Source organism: Apilactobacillus quenuiae (assembly GCF_002994005.1).
GTDB lineage: Bacteria > Bacillota > Bacilli > Lactobacillales > Lactobacillaceae > Apilactobacillus > Apilactobacillus quenuiae.
Map to the genome: position 1 here is coordinate 280,160 of NZ_POSN01000003.1, position 24,886 is coordinate 305,045.

The 24,886-nt window shown below is 31.5% G+C and carries 23 protein-coding genes and 1 pseudogene; 20 read left to right on the forward strand and 4 right to left on the reverse strand.

The features are described from left to right. The first annotated feature begins 1 nt into the window (after position 1). The gene (gyrB, locus tag C7N44_RS05580; RefSeq protein WP_105956926.1) at positions 2-1,948 is read left to right on the forward strand and encodes a DNA topoisomerase (ATP-hydrolyzing) subunit B; all 1,947 of its coding nucleotides are present in this window, start codon (positions 2-4) and stop codon (positions 1,946-1,948) included. Positions 1,949-1,990: 42 nt separating this feature from the next. Then, positions 1,991-4,525 (forward strand): DNA gyrase subunit A, encoded by a 2,535-nt coding sequence (gene gyrA / locus C7N44_RS05585; RefSeq protein ID WP_105956927.1) that lies wholly within the window; start codon positions 1,991-1,993, stop codon positions 4,523-4,525. A 49-nt stretch (positions 4,526-4,574) separates the two neighbouring features. On the opposite strand, the gene C7N44_RS05590 is transcribed toward gyrA, so the two are convergent. Together C7N44_RS05590 and C7N44_RS05595 are read right to left on the reverse strand one after the other, a co-directional pair. Continuing rightward, complete coding sequence (locus tag C7N44_RS05590; RefSeq protein ID WP_105956928.1) at positions 4,575-5,207, reverse strand: hypothetical protein; 633 nt, start codon at positions 5,205-5,207, stop codon at positions 4,575-4,577. A 115-nt stretch (positions 5,208-5,322) separates the two neighbouring features. Beyond that, a pseudogene (locus tag C7N44_RS05595) lies at positions 5,323-6,078 on the reverse strand (C40 family peptidase); the annotation flags it as partial. Between the two features lie 204 nt (positions 6,079-6,282). Here C7N44_RS05595 and C7N44_RS08125 point away from each other — a divergent pair. Continuing rightward, positions 6,283-7,287 (forward strand): C39 family peptidase, encoded by a 1,005-nt coding sequence (locus C7N44_RS08125; RefSeq protein WP_105956930.1) that lies wholly within the window; start codon positions 6,283-6,285, stop codon positions 7,285-7,287. A gap of 36 nt (positions 7,288-7,323) precedes the next feature. Here C7N44_RS08125 and C7N44_RS05605 read toward each other — a convergent pair whose 3' ends face one another. Continuing rightward, the gene (locus C7N44_RS05605) at positions 7,324-7,713 is read right to left on the reverse strand and encodes a MerR family transcriptional regulator (RefSeq protein WP_105956931.1); all 390 of its coding nucleotides are present in this window, start codon (positions 7,711-7,713) and stop codon (positions 7,324-7,326) included. Between the two features lie 117 nt (positions 7,714-7,830). On the opposite strand from C7N44_RS05605, the gene C7N44_RS05610 reads away from it, so the two are divergent. The 10 genes from C7N44_RS05610 to C7N44_RS05655 all read left to right on the forward strand — a co-directional run bounded on the left by C7N44_RS05610 (position 7,831) and on the right by C7N44_RS05655 (position 17,520). Then, positions 7,831-8,643, forward strand: coding sequence for an aldo/keto reductase (locus tag C7N44_RS05610; RefSeq protein ID WP_318530505.1), 813 nt, complete (start codon positions 7,831-7,833; stop codon positions 8,641-8,643). 91 nt (positions 8,644-8,734) lie between these two features. Continuing rightward, entirely contained in the window at positions 8,735-9,784 is a 1,050-nt protein-coding gene (locus C7N44_RS05615) for a hypothetical protein (RefSeq protein WP_105956933.1), read from the forward strand. Next, entirely contained in the window at positions 9,785-10,900 is a 1,116-nt protein-coding gene (locus tag C7N44_RS05620) for a hypothetical protein (RefSeq protein WP_105956934.1), read from the forward strand. It begins immediately after the preceding gene. A gap of 171 nt (positions 10,901-11,071) precedes the next feature. After that, positions 11,072-11,362 (forward strand): 30S ribosomal protein S6, encoded by a 291-nt coding sequence (rpsF, locus tag C7N44_RS05625; protein ID WP_105956935.1) that lies wholly within the window; start codon positions 11,072-11,074, stop codon positions 11,360-11,362. Positions 11,363-11,406: 44 nt separating this feature from the next. Continuing rightward, positions 11,407-11,925: a single-stranded DNA-binding protein gene (gene ssb, locus C7N44_RS05630; protein ID WP_105956936.1), complete on the forward strand. Its 519-nt coding sequence runs from the start codon at positions 11,407-11,409 to the stop codon at positions 11,923-11,925. Positions 11,926-11,953: 28 nt separating this feature from the next. Beyond that, positions 11,954-12,196 carry a 30S ribosomal protein S18 gene (gene rpsR, locus C7N44_RS05635; RefSeq protein WP_105956937.1) on the forward strand — a complete coding sequence of 81 codons (243 nt, stop codon included), beginning with the start codon at positions 11,954-11,956 and terminating at the stop codon, positions 12,194-12,196. Positions 12,197-12,300: 104 nt separating this feature from the next. Then, complete coding sequence (locus C7N44_RS05640) at positions 12,301-14,337, forward strand: DHH family phosphoesterase (protein ID WP_105956938.1); 2,037 nt, start codon at positions 12,301-12,303, stop codon at positions 14,335-14,337. A gap of 71 nt (positions 14,338-14,408) precedes the next feature. Then, positions 14,409-14,861 (forward strand): 50S ribosomal protein L9, encoded by a 453-nt coding sequence (gene rplI / locus C7N44_RS05645; protein ID WP_105956939.1) that lies wholly within the window; start codon positions 14,409-14,411, stop codon positions 14,859-14,861. Between the two features lie 28 nt (positions 14,862-14,889). Further along, positions 14,890-16,269, forward strand: a complete 1,380-nt coding sequence (gene dnaB / locus C7N44_RS05650; protein ID WP_105956940.1) for a replicative DNA helicase — start codon at positions 14,890-14,892, stop codon at positions 16,267-16,269. 72 nt (positions 16,270-16,341) lie between these two features. After that, on the forward strand, positions 16,342-17,520 hold the full coding sequence (locus tag C7N44_RS05655) for an MDR family MFS transporter (RefSeq protein WP_105956941.1): 1,179 nt from the start codon (positions 16,342-16,344) through the stop codon (positions 17,518-17,520). A 38-nt stretch (positions 17,521-17,558) separates the two neighbouring features. On the opposite strand, the gene C7N44_RS05660 is transcribed toward C7N44_RS05655, so the two are convergent. Beyond that, entirely contained in the window at positions 17,559-18,920 is a 1,362-nt protein-coding gene (locus C7N44_RS05660) for an aspartate ammonia-lyase (protein WP_105956942.1), read from the reverse strand. Positions 18,921-19,098: 178 nt separating this feature from the next. Here C7N44_RS05660 and C7N44_RS05665 point away from each other — a divergent pair, with 178 nt between their 5' ends. From C7N44_RS05665 to C7N44_RS05695, 7 genes are all read left to right on the forward strand, one after another. Then, a complete protein-coding gene (locus tag C7N44_RS05665; RefSeq protein WP_105956943.1) occupies positions 19,099-20,259 on the forward strand; it encodes an aminotransferase class I/II-fold pyridoxal phosphate-dependent enzyme in 1,161 nt (386 codons plus the stop codon). Positions 20,260-20,261: 2 nt separating this feature from the next. After that, the gene (locus tag C7N44_RS05670) at positions 20,262-21,251 is read left to right on the forward strand and encodes a D-2-hydroxyacid dehydrogenase (protein ID WP_105956944.1); all 990 of its coding nucleotides are present in this window, start codon (positions 20,262-20,264) and stop codon (positions 21,249-21,251) included. Positions 21,252-21,375: 124 nt separating this feature from the next. Continuing rightward, entirely contained in the window at positions 21,376-21,576 is a 201-nt protein-coding gene (locus C7N44_RS05675) for a helix-turn-helix transcriptional regulator (protein ID WP_105956945.1), read from the forward strand. Beyond that, positions 21,566-22,099 (forward strand): DUF6773 family protein, encoded by a 534-nt coding sequence (locus C7N44_RS05680; protein ID WP_157945056.1) that lies wholly within the window; start codon positions 21,566-21,568, stop codon positions 22,097-22,099. Before C7N44_RS05675 ends, C7N44_RS05680 begins: the two co-directional genes overlap by 11 nt. Positions 22,100-22,198: 99 nt before the next feature. Beyond that, entirely contained in the window at positions 22,199-22,723 is a 525-nt protein-coding gene (locus tag C7N44_RS05685) for a DUF3278 domain-containing protein (RefSeq protein ID WP_105956947.1), read from the forward strand. A gap of 17 nt (positions 22,724-22,740) precedes the next feature. Next, complete coding sequence (locus C7N44_RS05690) at positions 22,741-23,637, forward strand: ABC transporter ATP-binding protein (RefSeq protein ID WP_105957004.1); 897 nt, start codon at positions 22,741-22,743, stop codon at positions 23,635-23,637. Continuing rightward, positions 23,630-24,874: an ABC transporter permease gene (locus C7N44_RS05695; protein ID WP_105956948.1), complete on the forward strand. Its 1,245-nt coding sequence runs from the start codon at positions 23,630-23,632 to the stop codon at positions 24,872-24,874. Before C7N44_RS05690 ends, C7N44_RS05695 begins: the two co-directional genes overlap by 8 nt. The last annotated feature ends 12 nt before the right edge of the window (positions 24,875-24,886 follow it).

Consider the following 24,886-nt stretch of genomic DNA (forward strand, 5'->3'; position numbering starts at 1 on the left):
GTTGACTGATAAGGAAAAAGCAGAACAAAGAAGAAAGACTGACGAATATGATGCCAGTCAAATTCAAGTTCTAGAAGGCCTAGAAGCCGTTCGTAAACGTCCAGGAATGTACATAGGTTCAACTAGTGTGCAAGGACTACACCATTTAGTTTGGGAAATCATTGATAACGGAATTGATGAAGCATTGGCAGGATTTGCTGATTCAATTCATGTAACAATTGAAAAAGACAACAGTATTACAGTTGTCGATGATGGTCGTGGTATCCCAGTTGATATTCAAAAGAAGACTGGGAAACCCGCATTGGAAACTGTTTTCACTATCTTACATGCCGGAGGTAAGTTCGGTGGTGGTGGATATAAAGTTTCTGGTGGTTTACATGGGGTTGGTGCCTCAGTAGTAAACGCATTATCCACTGAACTAGATGTAACAGTTACTCGTGATGGTAAACAATATTACATGGACTTTTCTAGAGGCCATGTTAAGACCCCAATGAAATTTATTGGGAATGATGATCCTGATAATCACGGAACTAAAGTCCATTTCACACCAGATCCAGATATTTTTACAGAAACAACTACTTATAATGTTAAAACTCTAACTGCTCGTATTCGTGAGCTAGCTTTCTTAAATAAAGGCCTAAAAATTTCACTGCGTGATAATCGTCCAGCAGAGCCAACTGAAGAAAATTTCCTATATGAAGGTGGAATCAAACATTACGTTGAATTCATCGATAAGGATAAAGAACCAATTTTCCCAGAACCTATCTATGTTGAAGGTAAGGAAAATGGCATTTCAGTTGAAGTGGCTTTGCAATACACTGATGACTATCATAGTGAGCTTCGAACTTTCACTAACAATATTCATACTATTGAAGGTGGAACACATGAAGAAGGATTCAAGCGTGCTTTAACTCGTGCAGTTAATGACTATGCTAGAAAGAATAACTTATTAAAAGAAAAGGATGCTAACTTAACAGGACCTGATGTGCGTGAAGGTTTAACTGCTGTTATTAGTGTTAAGCATCCAAATCCTCAATTTGAAGGTCAAACTAAGACTAAATTAGGTAATTCTGATGCTAGAACTGCTACTGATCATATTTTTTCAGAGCATTTCTCTAAATTCTTAATGGAAAATCCTAAGTTAGGAAAGCAAATTGTTGATAAGGGTTCCTTAGCATCTAGAGTACGTGCTGCTGCAAAGCGCGCTCGTGAAGTAACTAGAAAGAAATCTGGTCTAGAAATTAGTAGTCTTCCTGGTAAATTAGCCAATAATACTAGTAAGGATCCAGAGATTTCTGAATTATTCATTGTCGAAGGGGACTCTGCTGGTGGATCTGCTAAGCAAGGTCGTTCTCGTTTAACGCAAGCTATTTTGCCAATTAGAGGTAAAATTCTAAATGTGCAAAAAGCATCAATGGATAAGATATTAGCTAATGAAGAAATCAGATCCATGTTTACTGCAATGGGAACTGGTTTTGGTAATGATTTTGATATTAATAATGTTCATTATCATAAATTAATTATCATGACCGATGCTGATGTTGATGGTGCCCATATTCAAGCACTACTTTTAACTTTGATCTACAACTACATGCGTCCGCTACTTGATGCTGGATATGTATATATTGCACAACCACCTTTGTATCGCCTGCAACAAGGTAAAATGATCAGATATGTTGCTAATGATGACGAACTAGATAGATGGAAAGCTGAATTGCCAGCATCACCTAAGCCAAGTATTTCTCGTTATAAAGGTCTTGGTGAAATGGATGCTGAACAATTATGGGATACTACTATGAACCCAGAAAACCGTCGCTTGCAAAGAGTTGAAACTAAGGATGCTGAAAATGCAGCTGGAGTTTTCAATATGTTGATGGGGAATAAAGTAGAACCACGTCGTAAATTCATTGAAGAAAACGCAACATTCGTTGAAAACTTGGATGTTTAGTTAAAATGTTTCACATGAAACATTATGTTATAACGACCATGAATGGAGGCAAATACATTGGCCAATAATGAAGATTTATCAAGTCATCGTATTGAAAATGTTGACTTATCTGAAAAAATGAAAACATCATTTTTAGACTATGCAATGAGTGTTATTGTTGCACGTGCTTTACCTGATGTTAGAGATGGTATGAAACCAGTCCATAGAAGAATTTTATATGATATGCGTGAACTAGGTTTAACCCCAGACAAACCATTCCGTAAGTCAGCCAGAGTTGTTGGTGATACTTTAGGTAAGTATCATCCCCATGGTGACAGTGCGGTTTATGGTTCAATGGTGCGTATGGCACAAGACTTCAGTTATCGTTACCCATTAGTTAATGGACATGGTAACTTTGGTTCTGTCGATGGTGACGGAGCTGCCGCTATGCGTTATACCGAAGCTAAATTAAGTAAGATTGGGATGGAAATGTTACGTGATATCAACAAAGATACAGTTGATTTCCAAGATAACTTTGATGGTAGTGAACGTGAACCAGAAGTTCTACCTTCAAGATTCCCTAACTTATTAGTTAATGGTGCTTCAGGAATTGCGGTTGGAATGGCTACTAACATTCCACCACATAATTTAAATGAAGTTATTTCAGCATTGCATATTTTAATGGAAAATCCAGATGCAACAACTGCTGAGTTAATGGAAGCATTACCTGGACCTGACTTTCCTACTGGTGGAGTTGTGCTAGGTAAATCTGGTATCAGAAAGGCTTACGAGACTGGTAAAGGTAGCATTATTTTACGTGCTAAAACTGATATTGAAGAAAATAAAAACGGTAAACAACGTATTATCGCAACTGAAATTCCATACATGACAAATAAAGCAAAGTTAATTGAACGAATTGCTGATTTAGTTCGTGATAAACGAATTGATGGTATTTCAGATATTAACGATGAATCTGACCGTGAAGGTATGCGGATTGTCATCGATGTTAAACGTGATGCTTCAGCACAAGTTGTATTAAATAATTTATACAAAATGACCTTAATGCAAACTAGCTTTAGCTTTAACATGCTAGCCATTGTTGATGGAACGCCAAGAATTCTAAGCTTAAAAGAAATTCTTCAATACTATCTAGAACATCAAGTTAGTGTCATTAAACGTCGTACTGAATACGAATTAAAAAAGGCTGAAAACCGTGCACATATTTTAGCTGGTTTAATTACTGCTTTAGATAATATTGATCGTGTGATTACAATTATCCGTGAATCACAAACTTCAGCGGTTGCTAAGAAGCAATTGATGGATGAATTTGATTTATCAGATAAACAATCACAAGCTATCTTAGATATGCGTTTAGTTCGTTTAACTGGACTAGAACGTGACAAGATTGCTAGTGAACATGATGAATTATTAAAGAGCATTAGTCATTATAAAGAAATCCTTGCAAGCCGTGAAAAAATCAATGAAATTATTTATGAAGAATTAATGGAAATTCAACATAAATTTGGTGATGATCGTAAGACTGAATTACGTGTTGGTGAAGTTCTAAGCATTGAAGATGAAGATCTTATTGCTGAAGAAGACATTATGATTACCTTAACTCATAATGGATACATTAAACGTACTGCTACTTCAGAATTTAAGAGTCAAAATCGTGGTGGTCGTGGAGTTCAAGGAATGGGTGTTCATGATGATGACTTCATTGAACATTTAGTTTCAACAACGACCCATCACACACTATTGTTCTTCACTAATCAAGGTAAGGTTTACCGTATGAAGGGTTATGAAATCCCAGAATATGGTCGTTCTGCTAAGGGTCTTCCAATCATTAACTTATTAGGAATTGAAAATGCTGAAAAAGTTCAAGCAGTTATTACTATTAGTGAAAATGAAAACTATGATGATAAAGACTTGTTCTTCACTACCCTTCAAGGAACTGTAAAACGTACTTCAGTTGATGAGTTCAAGAATATCCGTAGTAACGGGCTAAAAGCAATTCATCTAAAAGATAAAGATGAATTGATGCGCGTTTCTACCGTTAATGAAAACCAAAACATTATTATTGGGACCCATTTAGGTTACTGTGTCAGCTTTAAAGTATCTGATGTTCGTTCAATGGGACGATCTGCGACTGGAGTTCGTGGAATTCGTTTAAGAGATAAAGATTATGTTGTTGGTGCTGATGTCTTAAATCCAGATGACAATGTCTTTGTTATTTCAGAAAAAGGATATGGGAAACAAACTCCTGCTTCTGAATATCAAATCAAAGGCCGTGGTGGAAAAGGTATCAAGACCGTGAATGTAACGGAAAAGAATGGTCCATTATCTGGTTTAACAACCGTTAAAGGTGACGAAGATATTATGTTAGTTACTGACGAAGGTGTTATGATTAGATTCAATGTTGCTGATGTTTCACAAACTGGTCGTGCTACTTTAGGAGTTCATTTAATTAAAATTGATGAAAATTCAAGAGTATCAACAGTTGCTAAGGTTTCCAATGAAGCAGAAGAAGCAAATGATGAAAAAGATAAAAAAGATAATGAATCATCAGGTTCTAAAGATGAAACTACAAAAGAATAATTAAACAAAAAAATAAGCTAGTGATTTTATTAAATCACTAGCTTATTTTTTAATAGATTCTGTAATGTTTTTTAGCATTATTAACATTACGGTAATACCAAGTAGTCATAGTAGTTTTCTTTGGTAAAGTTAAACGTCGTTTTGTATTTTTATTAGGAATAGCATCACTTAGACTTAAGCGATTATGCTTAACTGATAAGTACCATAAACCGTATTCTCGACCTTCATATATTGGTAGCACTTTAATATTTTTATATTTATTACCAATCAATACCTTAGCGTGAATCATTTTCTTATTGATTCTTAGACCAAAATTGTAATCATCAGTTTTATGGTTCAATTTTAAGTATTTTAAAGAGTGTTCAGTATTATAAACATCACCTAAAGTAATTCGTTTAATTATGTGATTATTTATTACAGATTTTAAAATAATAAAAGGGACATGTTTTGAGTTAGCGGCTCCATGATCATCTTTTTCAGCGTTATACCAGTTACCCCAAAATTGTTTAGGCATTTTGTTTTCCTTATTGAAACCTAATTTTCTTAACTGCCTTTCATTGTAGTAGGTGGCTGGAATGCTGGCATTAACATTAATATTATTTATTCCGTAACCACAAAAAACAATTATGACAAGACCTAAAAATAAACTCAATAACTTGAAAATATTATTTTTAATATACATATATAAAGACCTCTTATATATTCAATTCTAAGATTGCTTGATTATAGTTTCAAATAAAAAGGTAGACATAAATGTAAATAAAAAAGACATAGCTATTAACTATGTCTTAAAATTATTATTTTTCAATCCATGGACGAGCTACATATCCAGTGTGAGTGGATCTAGCATAAATACTTGATACTTGAACTCTTGGAGGCCAACTTTCAATGATTCTATCTTTACCTAAATATAATGCAACATGCCAAATGGTCTTAGTACCTGGTTCATAATAAAAGATTAAGTCACCACGTTTGCGTTGACCGAATGGTACAAATTTAAATTTGTTGGTTGCCCATAGTTTACGTGAGTTCCATTCATTACCAGGGTGGGCATGTTGAATAGCACTAACTGGTTTAGGATTAATTCCACCAGCGTATAAGGCTTGTACAACCAATCCAGAACAATCATTTCCATAATTAGGACTTGAAGATGCTCCATAAATATATGGCTTACCTAAATACTTATATGCTTGTTTGATAGCAGCATTAATATGTGCTTCTCTACCTTGAGTAATTTTTGCACCTAAAGGAGCTACATATTTATCAATACTGTAAAATTGCCATCTTGGGAAACCTAATTTAACCCATGTGTTTACATCGACATCACCAGTAACCTTTAGGTGGTGTTTCTTTTGAAAATTCATAACAGCATTTTTGGTTGCGTAGTTATATTCATAATGTCCAGTTCCAATAGGACCCATATTAATACCTAATCTACGCATTATTTTGACTGTTTTGATACCTTCATAACCAACTTTTACTGTATAGCCAACTTTTCCAACCGGTTTGATTTGTTTGTCAGAAATTTGATAATAGCGTTTTGGATTTTGATAAATGTTTTCTTTGGCATGAATTGTATGTACGGATATTCCCCCGAATGACATAATTAAAAGTAATGTTGCAAATGGAAGCATCCATTTTTTTAATTTTGACATAAATTTTCCTTCTTTCTTAAAATAACATTAAATTACAATTATATTTTAACACTTTTTTAGTGTTATAATTATAAATAAATATTTTAATAAGGAAGAATAAATATGAAAAATAAAATTCATTTTGGCTTTTTGGTAGTTGTTCCTATACTACTAATTCTTATATTTTTGCAATCACCAAATGTTAGTGCGGATGATGTAAACACTAGTTCTAGTGTTAATAATTCAGAAAGTGCTGTCTCAGCAGAATCTAATAATAATTCTAATTCAGTTGCTGATAATAACAGTAATCAGCCTAATAATGATGACCAATCGAACAAAAATGATTCTAATAATCAAAATCATGCCCAAAAGGTTAAAAAACATAAATACTTTAGAGCTTTTTCAAAACAATCCACTAATTTTAATACTGTTGTTAGAAAGAATCGTAGCCTTTATAAAAATGGTGCTTATAACACCAATCAAAATAACATTAAAAGCTATCATAATAGTAAAATTTTAATCAATAAATGGGTTCATGTAACTCAATTTGAAAATACACAATTAGGAAAATATGCTCATATTATACATAATGGTAAAGATGAGGGCTGGATTAATAATTCTGCTTTAGATTATTCATCATTTAAATTGAATAATGTTCCTTTAATTCATCAACGCCCACAATTGCCAACCGGTTGTGAAATTACAGCAGTTACAATGATGATCAATTATGCTACTGGTAAAAAATATACTAAAACCTATATGGCCAATCAGATGCCACGTAGTACTAATCCAAATAAAGGATTTGTAGGTAGTCCTTATTCAAAAAAAGGTTGGTATGTTTATCCACCAGCATTGATGAAACTAGTTCATAAGTATGTTGGTTCTAGTATTAATTTAACAGGTAAAAGTACAGGATATTTAAAATTATATTTAAAAAATCATCAGCATCCAATTGTAATTTGGGTGGCAAACGTAGACGGTTTCCCTAATCATGCAATAACGATTACAGGTTTTACCAAAAATAAATTGTTTTATAATGATCCATGGACTGGCAAAAAAACAAATATGGATATTAATAAAATAAACATTCATCGTAGCCATGATGATAAAAGAGCTATTAGTTATTAAAAAAGCACTTCTCAGTAGATAATTGGGAAGTGCTTTTTACCATCTTTTCGGATTTAATATATCATTATTACCATTTTTCATACTTTCTTCATAAAGATGTTCTTTTTTTGATAAATATTTTACTCTTTTTTGTGCTTCCAATAATTGATTGTGCGCATTTTGATTTAATTTTTTAATAATCTGACGTCTTTCTGGAATTGTGATTGATCCTTCTAAACATAATGTTACATATCTTTTTAATTCATCAATCGACATGCCAGCTTCACGCATCCTTTTATCACCAACTAACCAATTAATAGATTCTTTACTAAAAATTCTATGATTATTTTTATCTCTTTTGACATTGGGTACTAAACCATGATCAGAATAGTATCTAATCGTGTTTTCATTTAAGCCAACAGCTTTGGCAATCTCTTTAATTTCCATATTGAGTCTCCTTACTTGCCTTCATGTTACATGAAGGTGATATGATATTAAAACATTAATTAGGAGGTAATTTCAATGGTACAAGTTCCAAACGTAAAATTAAATAATGATGTTTTAATGCCCCAAGAGGGCTTTGGTGTTTACCAAGTTCCTGATTATGAACAATGTAAACAAGCCGTTAAAGATGCTTTATCAGTAGGCTATCGTGCAATTGATACCGCTCAAGGTTATAAAAATGAAGGTGCAGTCGGTGATGCAATTGCTGAAAGTGGTATCGCTAGAAAAGATATCTTTATTACTACAAAGGTATGGATTAGTAATTTTGGCTACGAAAGAACTTTAGCTTCAGTAAATGAGTCGTTAAAGAAATTAAAAACAGACTATCTGGATTTAGTTTTAATTCACCAACCAGTTGCCGATTATTACAGTGCTTACCATGCTTTAGAAAAATTATATAATGATGGTAAAATTAGAGCTATTGGGGTATCTAATCTAGATCCTGCTAAATATGTTGATTTTATTATGAATAATGAAGTTAAACCAGCAGTGAACCAAGTTGAAACCCATGTTTTCAATCAACAAAAAGCTTTAAGAAAATACATGCATGAAAATGATACCCAAATCGAGTCATGGGCTCCATTTGCGGAAGGAAAAAATGATTTCTTCAATAATGAGACATTAACTTCAATTGGTGATAAATATAATAAATCCGCTGCTCAAGTAGCTTTAAGATTTTTGGCGCAAAGTGGAGTTGTAATAATCCCTAAATCTACGCATATTGAACGTATGAAAGAAAATATTGATATTTGGGACTTTGAATTAACTGCTGATGAAATGAAAAAAATCAGCAATTTGGATTTAGATAAGAGTCTATTCTTAGATCATTCCAATCCTGAAACGATTAAATGGCTAAATCAATTAAAAATATAATAAGAAATACGGAATCTATTATGATTCCGTATTTTTTTTAATTTATATTAGTTTTATAATAGATATAAATATATTTTAAAGGAATAAAATAATGCATAATTTTAAACAAAAAATTTTGATACCATGTTTTATATTAATAATGTTTTTACTAGCGTTTTCTATTAGTACTAATGCTAAAGTAAAAGTTTATAATCAACATGGTGTAGCACTTAAAAAGTTTAGGGTTTCTAAATTTAAATATGTACATAATCATAACTATACTCGAAAAGATTACCATAAACATTATCATCGAGGTTATCGTCATACTCATAATCATATTAAATCTTATGGGGGTAACTATCGAACATATGCAAAAACACTATTCTTTTTAACTAGCGCTAGAAGAGATTCTAAACATCGTCGTTGGAACCCACAAAGCTTAGTAATTACACCTAGTGGTAAATTTGCTTTTGTGATGTATCCAAGAGAAGTTGTTAGATATGATCTATTTAAGTTAAATAAGATGGGCGTTAATTATAAACATCCTGTTTTAACTAAAAAACAAATTCATGCTGCGGTTAAATTTGGCCCCATTATTCAAAATGGCCATGGTCAATCCCTTAGCTACAATTATAAAACTCATCGTCTATGGTTTATTAACATGGGGATTATGAATAAGCATGCTAAGTTGGAAGAATTAAGTATGAAAACTTTAAAGCCAGTGCAAATTATTAAATTTCATTATAGTTCAGATTATTCATTAAGTAATGAACTTGCTTTTGATAAACATGGTAACTTGTATACTTATACTAGAACCAGTGGGAACGGTGCAATTAAAAATGGCACATTAAGAATTAGCAAGGGATATATATCCCATCATAAAGTTCATTTTAAAATGATTATGCAGGGCATTCGTCATGCGCCTGGATATTTAACCCAGTCTTTATCATATAATCCTAAAAATAATCGTTTGTATTTTGTTTCTGACGGTGGAATTTTGTCGGCGCCGGTTAATAAGCTAGGCCATCTTAAAAATCATGATATTCGTGATACTAAATTTCTAACTCGTCGGGAATTCGAAGGCTTGGCATTTACTAGAACGGGTAGAGGTTATTTACTATTAAATAGATCACCTGAAATTATGAGTTTTAATCATTTTTAAATGAATGGGAGAAAATTAATTATTAATCATAAACGCGTTATCTTTGTTGCTTTTCTTTGCTTACTAGCTTTTGGAAGTATAGACATTAACGCTAAAGTAAAAGAATATCATCAAAAGTCTGTAGCCGTGAAAAGTGGCAAAGCTGTTAATTTTGTTAAAAATAGAAGTTATTTTCATTTGCATAAATATAATTATGGACATAGTCACGGTTACTATTCTTCAAAAACTTATCAAAAATATCCACAAAAGTTATTATTTAAATCAGGAAATTTTAAACAAAATGGTAAAACCGATTTTTATTTGCCAGTATCTAGACGTAAAAGTGCTGATATGGGTAATCCACAAAGTATCACTAAGAGTCCTGATGGTCATTTTGCTTTTATTATGTATTCTAATAAGGTACATGGTAAAAATAATGGTACTAGTAATATTGTAAGATACGATTTATGGAAACTATATAAACTTAAATTAAACATGAATAACATGGATGCAATTCGTCGTGGAATTAAGCATAATCCAAAAATTAGAGCAGCAATCAAATTTGGTCCCAAAATTAATGTTGGGCATGGTCAATCGCTAGCTTACAATCCTAAAAATAATACACTTTGGTATATTTTGATGGGAGTGAATGGACATAAAGCAACCTTAGTAAGGGCTAGTTTAAAAACTTTCTCACCAATTAAGAAAATTCATTTTAAATTTAGCTCTAGTTATAATCTTAGTAACGAATTAACTTTTGATAAACATGGTAATATGTATACTTACATTAAATATTTACCCAATAAAAGATCAGCTGGTAGAATTGTTATTTTTAAGGGGAAAATTTTGGGTAATAGAGTTCATTTTAATGTTATTAAACAAGGAATTTTAAATGGACCTGGTTTTCATACCCAGGGATTGGGCTATAATCCTAAAAGTAATCGATTATATTTTGTTTCTGATGGAATAATATCATCAATTCCAATTAAAAAATTAGGTCGATTGAAACCTAATGATGTTCATACTACTTGTTTTAAAACTAAGCGTGAATTTGAAGGTATTGCTTTTTCCAAAAATGGAACTGGTCATATTTTAATGAATCGAGGACCTGAATTATCCAAAATTATTAATTTTTAAAATAAATGCTTTTTATTGCCGTATCTATATATGTATCGTAAACAATTTCCCGTATTGTATTGAATAAAATGATTTTTGATGGTAAACTAATTGAACGTGAGTATTAGTTATAAAACTTATACTCCTTACTCTCAATTATGAGGGTCTAAAGTCCACAAGGAGGTGTAATTCATGGAAGAACATAAATATGAAATTACTTACATTATTCGTCCAGATTTAGAAGAAGGCGCTAAAAATGATTTAGTTGCTAGATTCGACAAGGTTTTAACTGACAATGGTGCTAAGCTAATTGACTCAAAAGACTGGTCAAAACGCCGTTTCGCATTTGAAATTGGTGGTTATAACGAAGGTGTATACCACGTTATTAACTTAACTACTGCTGAAAAAACAGCATTAGACGAATTTGATCGTCAATCAAAATACAGTGACGACATTTTACGTCACATGATCGTAAGAAGATAATTTAAAAATTTATTGTTTTTTAAAAAGAGAGGAGTACTTTCAGCATGATTAATCGTACAACTTTAACGGGTAGATTAACACGGGACGTTGATTTGCGATACACTCCAAACGGTGCTGCCGTGGGTAATTTTACCTTAGCTGTTGATCGTAGATTTACTAACCAAAATGGTGAAAGAGAAGCAGATTTTATTAACTGTGTTATCTGGCGTAAATCTGCTGAAAACTTTGCTAACTTCACTCATAAAGGTGCTTTGGTTGGAATTGATGGACGTCTTCAAACAAGAAATTACGAAAATCAACAAGGTCAAAGAGTTTATGTTACTGAAGTAGTTGTTGAAAACTTTGCTTTGTTAGAACCTCGTTCTGCAAATAATGGTAGCAACAACAATGGTGCTCCTCAAAATCATTCAGGAAATAACAATCCGTTTGATAACCAAAATAACAATTCATCAAATAATGGTGGAAGTAATGGAAACAACATGAATAATAATAATAATTCATCTGATCCATTTGCTAATTCTGGTGATCAAATTGATATTTCCGATGATGATTTACCATTCTAATGAGTAGATAATAGGGGAGGGAATTTTAATGCCACAACAAAGAAGAGGTGGCGGCCGTCGTCGTCGCAAAGTTGACTTTATCGCAGCCAACCACATCGATTACATCGATTACAAAGACATCGCATTGTTAGGACGTTTTGTTTCAGAAAGAGGTAAGATTTTACCACGTCGTGTTACTGGAACAAGTGCTAAGAACCAACGTCGTGTTACTTTAGCTATTAAACGTGCTCGTATCATGGGCTTAATGCCATTTGTTACTGAAAATGCATAAAATTAATAATTTTACTGAGATAACTTATAGTTATCTCAGTTTTTTTATTACATAATTTTTGTGATAAAATAGAAATACAAAAACAGTATAAAAGAGGAGTTACAATGAAAAAATTGTTTTCATTTACTAACTTACCACCTTTCCTTAAAAATAAGATTTTAAGATGGATTACGTTAGCTTTAACTTTACTATCAATTTTTAGTTTAGTAGTCTCATTTTTATATAATTTCATTATCGGAATTGGATTCTTAGTTGCTGTATGTGTACTTCTATCTTATATCTTTAAAAAGATGAATGATTTAAGTGAAAGCACTGAAAACTATATTTCTGATTTATCATATCGAATTAATCGTGGTGACCAAGAAGCATTATTAGAAATGCCGGTTGGTGTCATCATTGTTAGTGAAAATGGTGCAATCGAATGGGTTAACCCATATTTAATGCCTTATTTTGGTAATCAAGACTTGTTAGGTGCCAATTTGGAAGATACTAATCCAGAGTTAAATGATATTCTAACAAACAATTGGAATAATCCAGATAATGCAACAGTTAAGTGGCAAGATCATTATTTTACCTTGTTGATTCAAAAAGAATATCACACTGCTTATATGGTTGATATAACTAAATACTACCAAATTGAAAAAGACTATAGTGATGAAAAGATTTCTATTGGGCAAGTTTTTCTAGATAATTATGATGAAATAACTCAATCTATGAGTGATCAAGAAATATCCAACTTGAATAATTACGTTACTAATGAGTTGAATATTTGGGCACAAAAGTTTGGTTTCTTCATAAAACAAGTTGATGAAGATCACTATATTATGTTTACTTATTCTAAGATATTAAAAGATATTGAATCTGATAAATTTAATATCTTAGATACTATTCGTGAATCTACATCTAAACAAAACTTTCCATTAACGTTGAGTATTGGAATTGCCTATGGTGAAGATAATTTAAATGAATTAGCTGAACAAGCACAAAGTGATTTAGACTTAGCACTTGGTCGTGGTGGAGATCAGGTGGTTGTGAAAGCAAAGGATCATGAAGCTCGTTTCTATGGTGGGAAAACTAATCCCATGGAAAAACGTACTAGAGTCCGTGCTCGTATGATTTCACAAGCATTACAAGAAGTATTCAGAGAATCTGATCAAATCTTTGTACAAGGGCATGGTCAACCAGATATGGACTCAATTGGTGCTTGTATGGGAATGCATCGGCTTGCTCAAATGAATAACAAACATTGTTATATTGTTATTCCAGAGGGAACTTTCCATTCTGATGTGCAAAGATTAATTAATAAAATTCAAGAGGATGATGAATTGAAGAATGACGTCATTACTCCTGATGAAGCTTTACAAAAAGCAACTGATAACAGTTTACTAATTATGGTTGATCATTCTAAGCCTTCAATGAGTGTTTCTTCTAAGTTATATGAACGACTTGAAAATAAAGTTATGATCATTGACCACCATAGACGTGGTGAAGAATTCCCTGAAAATCCAGTTTTAGTTTACATCGAGCCATATGCTTCATCGACTTGTGAATTAATTACTGAAATGTTTGAATATCAATCACAAGATGCTGAACCAATTAACAAACTTGAAGCAACTGCGATGTTAACGGGAATCTTTATTGATACGCAATCATTTACTTTAAGAACTGGAACGAGAACTTTCGATGCAGCCAGTTACCTGCGCTCTGCGGGAGCTGATTCTAGTGAAATGAAAGAATTTATGCAGGAAAATCCAGATAGTTATATGGCTAGAATGCATTTAATTTCATTAGCTCGTTTTATTAGTGATGAGAAAAATATGATGGTTGTTTCTGGAGAACAAGATAAAGTATATGATCCAGTAACTGCTGCACAAGCTGCTGATTCATTATTAAATATGTCTGGTGTTAGTGCTTCATTCGTCATTACTCATCGTCCAGATGATTTAATTGGAATTTCTGCTAGAAGTAATGGTGAAGTCAATGTTCAAAGAGTCATGGAAGAACTAGGTGGTGGTGGTCACCTATCTAGTGGTGCGACCCAAATTGCTGATAAGAAGATTGATGAAGTTGATAAGATGTTAGATGAAGCTATTAAGAAAGCTAAGTCTGAAGAAGCTCCTGAAGAAAATGAAGATTCTTAATAAAACATAATTTAAAAAAAGTTCATTTAAGTTTATAATTGTATGCAGAATAATAAGAGGAGTGATATTGTATGAAGGTTATATTTTTAGAAGATGTACGCGGAAAAGGTAAACGTGGAGAAATCAAAAACGTACCTGATGGATATGCACAAAACTTCTTGATTAAACGTAATAAGGCTAAGGCTGCAACTAACTCAGCAGTGAGCCAATTAGATGGTGAAAAGAAGGCTGAAAAGAAAGAAGCTGCAGCTGAATTATCAGAAGCTAAAGATTTGAAAGCTGAATTAGAAAACGATAAAAATGTTGTTGAAGTATCTGCTAAAGTAGGTGCTGATGGTCGTTTATTTGGATCAGTTTCATCTAAGCAAATTGTTAATGAAATGCAAAAACAACACAATCTTAAGGTTGATAAACGTAAGGTTGAACTAAAAGAACCTATTAAATCACTTGGTTACACAAATATTCCAGTTAAATTGCATAAGCAAGTAACTGCTACTATGCGTGTTCATGTTAGTGAAAAATAGTTCTCTGGATTTAAAATAGAGGATTAATATGAGTAATGATTATTTAAATACCCAAACTCCTCCTCAAGATGTTCAAGCTGAAAAAGCACTCTTGGGTGCGATTCTGTTAGATAATGACCAATTACCCGAATCGCAGGAGTATTTAGAGCCTGATGACTTTTATCAACGTGCGCATCAATTAATTTATGCAGCGATGGTTCATTTATCTGATGAAGATCAACCGATTGATGCTTCTACTTTACGTTCTGAATTAGATGGTCAAAAACAATTAGAAGATGCTGGTGGAGTGGCCTATTTGGCTGATTTAGCATCATCAACTCCAACTGCAGCAAATGCGATGTATTATGCCAAGAATGTGCGTAAGAAGGCAGTTGCTAGAAAACTGATTAAAACTGCTACTAATATTGTGACCGAAAGTTATAATAATAATGACAATATCGATGACTTATTAGATGAAGCAGAAAGATCAATCTTAAATGTTTCAGAAGATCGTAATGATACTGGTTTTCAAGAAATCGGTGAAGTTCTAAAAAATGCTTTAAACAATATTGAAGATTTAGCAGAAAGTACGACTGAAGTTACAGGGCTTTCAACTGGTTATCCGGCATTAGATAAAATGACAACTGGATTGCACGAAGATGAATTAATTATTTTGGCTGCTCGTCCAGCGGTTGGAAAAACTGCTTTTGCATTGAACTTAGCCCAAAATGTTGGAACTAAGACTGATAAAACCGTAGCCATTTTTAGTTTGGAAATGAGTGCTGAATCATTAGTTAATCGTATGATTTGTGCTGAAGGTAGTATTGATGCCAATCATTTAAGAACTGGTCAATTATCTGATGAAGAGTGGAATAACATGATGATTGCGATGGGAAGTTTAGCGAATGCTAGTATTTACATTGATGATACGGCGGGAACTAAAATTTCTGAAATTCGTGCTAAATCACGTCGCTTGGCAAAAGATACCGGTAATCTTGGATTAATTGTAGTTGATTATTTACAATTAATTGATGGTGGAAATAAAGAAAACCGTCAACAAGAAGTATCATATATTTCACGACAATTAAAAAAAATTGCGAAGGAATTAGGTGTCCCAGTGATTGCTTTGTCCCAACTTTCTCGTGGAGTTGAACAACGTCAAGACAAACGTCCAGTTTTATCTGATATTCGTGAATCTGGTTCAATTGAACAAGATGCCGATATTGTTGCGTTTTTATATCGTGATGATTATTACGAACGTGAAGATGACGACGATGAGGATGATGGCGATGAACAAGAAAATAATGATGTTGGTGAAGTTGAAGTCATTATTGAAAAGAATCGTTCTGGTCCACGTGGAACTGCGAAATTACTTTTTATTAAGTCGCATAATAAATTTTCATCGATTGCATATAATCAAGATGAATAAAAATTAAATTCTTAGCCAATATAGCTAAGAATTTTTTTGTATAATAAAATAAAGGAAAAAGAAGGTGAATTGATGAATGAAATAAAATTACATTGGTTATTTATGGGCTCATTGATTAATAATATTGCGGTGAGTACCGTTTGGCCACTTACGACCGTTTATATGCATGATAATTTAGGCAAAAGTTTAACCGAAGTGGGCATTATATTATTTTTATACTCAGCTTCTAATGTATTAGGTAATTATATTGGTGGAAAATTATTTGATCGGCATAATCGATACATATTAACAATATTAGGAATTATATTTTCTATTTTGGTATCTGCCGGTTTAATCTTTTTCAATGGCTGGCCTGCATATCCAATTGGTTTAGTTTTATTCGGTTTTTCAACTGGGTGGAACTTAACGATGATTAACTCATTGGGGACAACAGTTAAAATGAAATCAGGCCGGTTTATTTTTAATATGTTGTATTTAGCACAAAATGTAGGGGTCGTTTTTGGAACCATGGCAGTTGGTTTGCTCTATCCGATTGGGATTAGTTCAGTTTTTATATTATCGACCGTTATTCTTATTATCTACGGTTTTAATGCAATTTTAACTTATAATAAACCTAATTCTATTCATCCACTAATTAAGAAAACTGATACTAAAAAAGTTAAACTACCCAAACCAAATTTGGTAATTATTATGACCTTTTTTGTGAGCTTGGCGGTTATTTGGATTGTATATGAACAGTGGGTTTCCAATATGTCTGTATATATAACTGGCATGGGGATTCCAATGAGTATGTACAGTTTATTATGGACGCTTAATGCATTCTTATTAGTTATATTTCAACTAATTATTAATTGGATTGCAAAGTATTATGATAGTCTGTATTTTCAAATTTACTTTGGGATTATTTTTATTGGACTATCTTTCTTTACCCTTATTTTTATGCACTCATACTTAGGTTTCGTTATTTCAATGATCATTTTGACTCTAGGTGAGACTTCAGTAATTCCAGCTATTCCAGCTTTAGTTAATGAATTAACACCCGTTTCAGTTAAAGGGAAGTATCAAGGCTTAACAAATGCATGGGCTTCGGTGGGAAAAGCTATTGGTCCATTAGTTGGTGGAATCTTGATTGATATTACATCTTATCATTCATTATTCATTATTTGTGCATTAACATGTTTATTAATATTTATTTTATCAATGATAATCGCAAACTATATTAAAAAACGAGTTACTAAATATTCTGAATAAAAAAGGAGCAATAATTAAAAAATTACTGCTCCTTTTTATTAACCATTTACTAAATTTTTTGGTGCAAACAATTTATCTATTTTTGTTTTATCCAAAATATTACGATTTAATAGAATATCTTTCACAGATATTTTTTTCTTCAAAGATTCTTGAATAATTTTAGTTGTTTGTACATAACCTAATATTGGTGAAAGAATAGTTGCCGTAACGGCTGATTTTTTAACATCTTCTCTACACTTATCATCATTAACATCAATATCTTTTAAGCAATTATTAATTAATGTCTGCATCGCATTAGTTAGATGCTCTTCGGCTGTCAAAATACTCTTAAACATAATTGGTTCAAAAGCATTTAACTCAAGTTGTCCGGCCTCAGATGCAGCAGTGACGGTTGCATCAAAGCCAATGACTTCAAAAGCAACCTGATTAACTACTTCTGGAATGACAGGGTTAATTTTGTTAGGCATAATGGATGAACCAGCTTGCCTTTTAGGAAGACGTAATTCATTTAAACCAGATTGTGGGCCGCTTGCTAATAATCTTAAGTCATTGCTTACTTTGGATAAATCAACTGCCAAGGTTTTTAATGCTGCTGAAAATGTAACAAAATGATCGGTATTTTGAACCGCATCGATTAAATCTTGATCCGATTTTAAATTCATTTTTGAATATTTATTAATGTTTTCCACAATATGCTGTTGATAATATTTAGAAGCATTCATACCAGTTCCAATAGCGGTTCCACCCATGCTAATAGTTTTTAATTCTTCACTAGCATGTTTAATCCGATTGATATCGCGATTAAATAACGATGCATATGCATGGAAACTTTTACCATATGTAGTAGGCACCGCATCTTGTAATTGAGTTCTTCCTAGTTTAATGGTCTTTGAAAACTTTAATCCTAATTCTTTAAATGTGGTCACTAATCTGTTTAATTCACCTAATAGACCCGGAATTAATTTTAACATGGCCATTTTACCGGCAGTAGGATAAGTATCATTAGTAGATTGGGATTGGTTTACATCATCATTTGGATGGACAAATATATTTGGATCTATTTTCATTGCTAAATTTGCGATTACTTCGTTGGTATTCATATTAGTTGATGTACCGGCACCACCTTGAATTGCAGGAGTAATAAATCCAGATTGATCGCCAGATTTTAATAGCCGGTCACAAGCTTTTATGATAATGTCATATTTTGTTACATCTAGTGTATTTGCAGCGTAATTTGTTTTTGCTGCGGCTTTTTTGATCTGAATATAACTTTCAATTATTTTGGGATGAACTAAGTCCTTAGTGATCGGGAAATTACCGACAGCTCTAAGCGAATGAATACCATATAAAGCATTATCAGGAACTTCCATTTTACCAACGCAATCTTCTTCGATTCTCATTACAAGCATCTCCTAAACATTCATTTGTTATAAAACCTTACATAGAATTATAGTTCATATCTTTAATAAGTCAATTTAAATTTGAAGTTTATTTGTTATGTTGACAATTATTTCTTATAAGATTAGAATTTTGATAATTATTCTAATTATTTTCTAATAATTGTTGTAGGTGATTTATATGATTGAAAACATTAATAAAAATTTAAAAGCAATTAAACCTAATCCAATTTTAGGTTTCAATGATGAATTGTCGAAAGAAGAGGGGTTGATTCCGCTAACTTTAGGCGAACCAGATTTTAATACTCCTGAGCATGTTAAAAATGCTGCAATAGATGCAATTAACGATAATTATAGTCACTACACTAATCCACGCGGAATTTTAAAATTGAGAGAAGCTGCTGCCCACTTTTTTGCTAAAAAATATGGACTCAATTATGATTCAAATACACAAATTATTACTACAGCTGGAGTGACTGAAGGAATTTTTGATTCTTTAGCTACAATTTTAAATCCAGGAGATAGCGTGATTGTACCAACACCAGCTTTTCCGTTATACATGGATAATATTCAGTTGCATGGTGCACATTTAATTGAAGTTGATACATCAAAAGATGGCTTTATATTAACGCCGGAAAAATTAAAACAAGCACTAGCTGAAAATGAAAATGTAAAAGCAATTGTTATTAATTCTCCTGGGAATCCAACTGGAATATCTTATGATGAAACAACGCTTAAAGAATTGGCCAAAGTTATAAAAGATAGTTCAATTTTTTGTATTAGTGATGAAATATACAGTGAATTGACTTATGGTAAACCACATGTTTCAATTGCAAAATTTATTCCCGAACAGACAATTGTTTTGAATGGATTATCCAAATCACATGCAATGACTGGTTGGAGAATTGGTTTCATTATGGCGCCAGCAGATTTGATTGATATGATTAATGTTGTTCATCAATATGCAGTGACGTCAGTTACTGATAATGTCCAATTTGCAGCGCTTGAAGCTTTAAAAAATGGTTTTGATGATGGTATAAAAATGAGAGATATTTATGCAAAACGACTTAATTTACTGAGATCTGGATTGTCAAAATCGGGTTTTATTAGTTCTAAACCCACTGGAGCATTTTATATTTTTGCTAAAATACCTGAACAATTTACTCAAGATGATTTTGAATTTAGTCGTCAATTAGCCCATCAAGCTAAAGTGGGTGTGATTCCAGGAAGTTCATTTGGCGAAGGTGGCGCTGGATATATTCGTATCAGCTATGCCACTAGTGAAAATAATTTAAAAGAAGCAATCAAAAGAATCCAAAATTTTGTTAAACAAGAAGGTTAAATATGAAATTATTAATGTATTCAGTTAGAGCAGATGAATTAGAAAATTTAAAAGCAATTGAGCAAAAATATGACGTTGAAATTAAGACAACCGATAAGCCATTAAATTTAGATACTGTAGATTTGGCAAAGGGGGTTGACGGCATTACAGTGCAACAACATGGCAAGATTGATGATCCACTAATTTATAAAAAACTTCATGATTTTGGCATAAAACAAATTTCATTGCGCATTACTGGTTATGACATCATTAATTTTGTAGAGGCGCAGAAGTATGATCTTAAAATCACTAACGTTCCAGCATATTCACCACGTTCGGTCAGTGAATTGGTTTTAGCTGATGTGATGGCGTTATTACGTCACTTACGTGAAACACATTTGCGTGAAGATAATTCTGATTTTGCTTGGAATGGATTACAAGCTAGAGAAATTCATAATCTTACTGTCGGCATTATTGGTGCTGGAAAAATTGGTAGCGCAGTTGCTCGTATTTTTAAAGCATTAGGATCTAAAGTAATTGTTTCTGATCCAGTGAAACGACCAGAATTATTTGATACCGTTGAATATGTAGATTATGATACTTTGTTAACGAAAGCTGATGTTGTGACTATGCATACGCCAATGACTGATTTTATGCATCATTTCATGAATATTGATAAATTCAAGCAAATGAAAAACGATGCTATTTTTATTAATGCCTCTCGTGGACCAGTTGTTAATACTTCAGATTTAATTAAGGCATTAGATGATAAAGAACTTGCTGCCGCTGCAGTAGATACATTTGAAGGCGAAGCTGGTATTACAGGTGTTGATTTGTCTAATGAAGGATTTGAAAATAAACATTTATCAAAACTTTTACAAATGCCCAATGTAATAGTTACTCCACATATTGGATTTTACACAGACGACGCTGTTAAAAACATGGATTTAATATCATCAATCGATGCAATTAAAATTATTAAAGGTGAAGAACCATTGCATTTAGTTAAATAAAATATTATAAAAACAGTAATCTTAATCAAGGTTACTGTTTTATTTTGTCATATATATTTGACAAAATTATGAATTAGTTTTATGTTATGTGTAACATATATGTGACTAAATTGGAGGAGTGATTTTGAATCGTGTTCGCGAATATCGAGAGAAACAAGGATTATCACAATTTGCTTTGTCACAAAAAATTGGGGTAGCAAGGCAAACGATTAACTTAATTGAGAATAATAAATATAATCCATCACTAAATCTATGTATCAGGTTGGCCAAAGTATTAGGTACAGATTTGAATGGACTATTTTGGGAGGAAGAAGATGAAAAATAAGGAAAATTTTTTAACTAAATGTATTAAAAGATTTTATGGAATTACTGGACCTTTAGATGAGTATAAACGTCAAGAGATTAATCGCATTGGCAATAATTCATTTATTATTTGTTGGATTTATTTAATGATATCTAATTTTATATTCTTTTTTTGTGGATATAATCATCCAGGACATGCTGTAATTATTTATGGTGGAGTTAATTTCATTTTTTTAATGTCCATTAGTTTTTATATAATGATTGCATCTTATAGATCTAAAATAACTATAAATGAAGTTTCAGAAAATAATTATAAAAACGAAAAAAGAAAAATAAAATATCGAATGATAATTAGTGGAATTATTTTTGGGTTATTGATTTATTTAATTAATCCTCTTACATCTGTTGTTGTAGATCATGAGTCTTATTTAAATCAAATAATTCATCCTACTAAAAGATATTTGATTCAATGTATATTAGAAACAGTATTTTGGTGCTTATTTATGTATCTTATTATGAAAAATCGTACGAAAAAAATGAAATAAAACATATATGTAAAGTTAAAAAATAATTGCCTATAATTTATCTTTAAATTTATTTATTATTTTGAAAAAGTATTAGATACAAAGTTTAGGAGGAATAACATGAAAAATAAGGAATCTTTATTTACAAAATATATGATGTTATTTTATGGCATATCTGGTCCCTTAGATGAATATAAAAAACAGGAGATGCGCAGAATTGGAAATAATTCATTTATAGTTAGTTTGTTTTATATATGTATATCTAGTTTATTTTTTGTTATATATGGTATTCATAACAAATATGCAGGATCTATATATGCAATGGTTAATGTGGTATTTTTAGTTATATTAAGTATTTATATTTCTATAGCTACTCATAAAGCAAAGCTAACAGAATTAGATGTTAATGATGCTATATCATATAAAATAGCCCACAAAAGTGCCATATATAAGGGCTTTGGGGCAGCAATATATTTCGGATTATTTATGTATTTATGGAATGCTGTAATGGAACACTTTATAGATGGAAAATCATTTTATCTAGCATTTTTTAAACCAGAAAAAGGATTCATAATTTTTATCATTGGTGGTATTGTTTTTGGTATTGCTATGTACATTCAATGGAGAATTCGTATTAAAAAATGAAATAGGAGATGAACTTTATCTTACATATAAGTAAACTAGATAAATATTTTGATAATTTACATGCTTTAAACGATGTAAATTTTGATGCAAAAGATGGTCGTATTTTAGGATTAATTGGTCAAAATGGTGCTGGTAAATCTACAACGTTTCATAGTATTTTAGATTTTATTAAATACAATGGTGAAATAACATGGAATGGTAACCCCATAAATGAAAAAACATTTGATGAAATTGGTTATTTACCTGAAGAACGTAGTCTCATGGAAAAAGCCACAGTTCAACAACAAATTGTTTATTTTGCCAAACTAAAAAATCGTAAGGCTAATTGGACTAAACCTAGAATTAAAAATTGGATGAAAAAATTTGATGTTAAAGGTGATTTAAATTCAAAATTAAAATCATTATCAAAAGGTAACCAACAAAAGATTCAATTAATTTGTACATTAATTCATGAGCCTAAATTAATTATTTTAGATGAACCATTTAGTGGTTTGGATCCAGTTAATGCTGATTTATTAAAACAATCTATCTTAGAAGCAAAAGCTAATGGAGCCACAATTATTTTTTCTAGCCATAATATGAATAATGTTGAAGAAATATGTGATGATTTAGTAATGCTTAGAAATGGCGAGGTTGTCTTAAACGGTAGTGTTCAAGCTGTTAGAAATCAATTTGGTAAAAATGAATTGTATGTAACAACGCCAATGCCGAAGGAAGAATTAAGGCAATTACCAGGTGTCGAAACTGTATTTGTTCGTGATAATGAAAAATATAAACTTAAATTATCTAATCCAGATGCTGGAGTTGAATTATTTAAATTAATCAGTAAAGGTGAATATATTGAGGAATTTAGCCAACAACCACCATCGTTAGACGAAATCTTTAGAGAAAAAGTTGGTGAAACTAATGAATAAATTTAAGGCGATTGTTCAAGAGACTTATGTAAATCAAGTTAAATCTAAGAGTTTTATCATTCTATGTTTATTACCAATTATTGCTATTGCTCTTATCGTCATAGTTGGATTGATTAGTTATCAGAACGCAGCTTCATCTGGGAATGATGATACCAATCAAATTGCTTTAATTGCAGATAGTGGAATTAAAAAATCCATTGTTCAAAAAGATGGAGATTCAATTGATTCATCTATTAAAACTGAACAACAGGCAAAACACAAATTAAAGAATGACGATATTTATGGTTATGTAAAAGTCACAAAAAATAATGATAAATATACAGCCAAATATATCGGAAATGAATCCATTGATGGAGGTGTTAGGGATGATTTAATGCAAAATTTATCATTACATCAAAATAAATTAAATTTAAGTAATAATAATTTAACATCAGAACAAATCAAAAAATTATCCAATAAGCCATCATTTTATAACTATGTAAAAAGCCGAAGTAATGATAATAAATCTGATGATAATGATATCAAGATGGGGTCATTACAATTATTAATATATATTCTATACTTCTTCTTATTTTTCTATTCATCAATAACTGCTACCGTAATTTCAAAGGAAAAAGGCTCTAAATTAGTTGAAGTTATTTTTAGTAGTACTACCGCTACTAAATATTTTATAGGTAAAATTACTGGAATTGTTCTCATGATGTTAACACAATTTGCTATATATTTGATTATGTTGTTTAGCAGTTATGCATTTTTATCTCAAGCAGATTTTGCCAAAAGTTTTATCAAAGAAAATTCAAATTATGTTCATCAGATAGTAAGTAATTTATTTAATATTAATTTATTATTCATTATTTTTGGATTACTATTGGGGATTATTTTGTCAGCTACTGCTGGATCTTTAGTTTCTAGAAGGGAAGATGCTAATAAAGCTGGGCAACCAGTATTTATGATTGTGATCATACTTTTTGTACTTTCTATTATGTTTCAAAATAACAGTAACAGCATTATTCCTAAAATCCTTTCTTATTTCCCATTGTCATCATATTTCTTCATGCCAATTAGAATGATTAACAATCAAGCTAATATTTATGAAGGCCTAATTTCTTTATTCATCTTAATCATATTTATTATTGGACTAACTTACTTTATTTCTAAAGTCTATAAAGGACTTATGTTACAAAATAATAATGAAGGATGGTTTAAAAATTTAATTAGAGGGGTAAAATACCGTTAATTATAATTTAAA

Excerpts from the sequence above, each read along its gene's own strand:
- gyrA (WP_105956927.1), top strand. The coding sequence starts at position 1,991 with ATGGAGGCAAATACATTGGCCAATAATGAAGATTTATCAAGTCATCGT.
- C7N44_RS05590 (WP_105956928.1), bottom strand. The coding sequence starts at position 5,207 with ATGTATATTAAAAATAATATTTTCAAGTTATTGAGTTTATTTTTAGGT.
- C7N44_RS08125 (WP_105956930.1), top strand. The coding sequence starts at position 6,283 with ATGAAAAATAAAATTCATTTTGGCTTTTTGGTAGTTGTTCCTATACTA.
- C7N44_RS05605 (WP_105956931.1), bottom strand. The coding sequence starts at position 7,713 with ATGGAAATTAAAGAGATTGCCAAAGCTGTTGGCTTAAATGAAAACACG.
- C7N44_RS05610 (WP_318530505.1), top strand. The coding sequence starts at position 7,831 with ATGCCCCAAGAGGGCTTTGGTGTTTACCAAGTTCCTGATTATGAACAA.
- C7N44_RS05615 (WP_105956933.1), top strand. The coding sequence starts at position 8,735 with ATGCATAATTTTAAACAAAAAATTTTGATACCATGTTTTATATTAATA.
- C7N44_RS05620 (WP_105956934.1), top strand. The coding sequence starts at position 9,785 with ATGAATGGGAGAAAATTAATTATTAATCATAAACGCGTTATCTTTGTT.
- rpsF (WP_105956935.1), top strand. The coding sequence starts at position 11,072 with ATGGAAGAACATAAATATGAAATTACTTACATTATTCGTCCAGATTTA.
- ssb (WP_105956936.1), top strand. The coding sequence starts at position 11,407 with ATGATTAATCGTACAACTTTAACGGGTAGATTAACACGGGACGTTGAT.
- rpsR (WP_105956937.1), top strand. The coding sequence starts at position 11,954 with ATGCCACAACAAAGAAGAGGTGGCGGCCGTCGTCGTCGCAAAGTTGAC.
- C7N44_RS05640 (WP_105956938.1), top strand. The coding sequence starts at position 12,301 with ATGAAAAAATTGTTTTCATTTACTAACTTACCACCTTTCCTTAAAAAT.
- rplI (WP_105956939.1), top strand. The coding sequence starts at position 14,409 with ATGAAGGTTATATTTTTAGAAGATGTACGCGGAAAAGGTAAACGTGGA.
- dnaB (WP_105956940.1), top strand. The coding sequence starts at position 14,890 with ATGAGTAATGATTATTTAAATACCCAAACTCCTCCTCAAGATGTTCAA.
- C7N44_RS05655 (WP_105956941.1), top strand. The coding sequence starts at position 16,342 with ATGAATGAAATAAAATTACATTGGTTATTTATGGGCTCATTGATTAAT.
- C7N44_RS05660 (WP_105956942.1), bottom strand. The coding sequence starts at position 18,920 with ATGAGAATCGAAGAAGATTGCGTTGGTAAAATGGAAGTTCCTGATAAT.
- C7N44_RS05665 (WP_105956943.1), top strand. The coding sequence starts at position 19,099 with ATGATTGAAAACATTAATAAAAATTTAAAAGCAATTAAACCTAATCCA.
- C7N44_RS05670 (WP_105956944.1), top strand. The coding sequence starts at position 20,262 with ATGAAATTATTAATGTATTCAGTTAGAGCAGATGAATTAGAAAATTTA.
- C7N44_RS05680 (WP_157945056.1), top strand. The coding sequence starts at position 21,566 with ATGAAAAATAAGGAAAATTTTTTAACTAAATGTATTAAAAGATTTTAT.
- C7N44_RS05685 (WP_105956947.1), top strand. The coding sequence starts at position 22,199 with ATGAAAAATAAGGAATCTTTATTTACAAAATATATGATGTTATTTTAT.
- C7N44_RS05695 (WP_105956948.1), top strand. The coding sequence starts at position 23,630 with ATGAATAAATTTAAGGCGATTGTTCAAGAGACTTATGTAAATCAAGTT.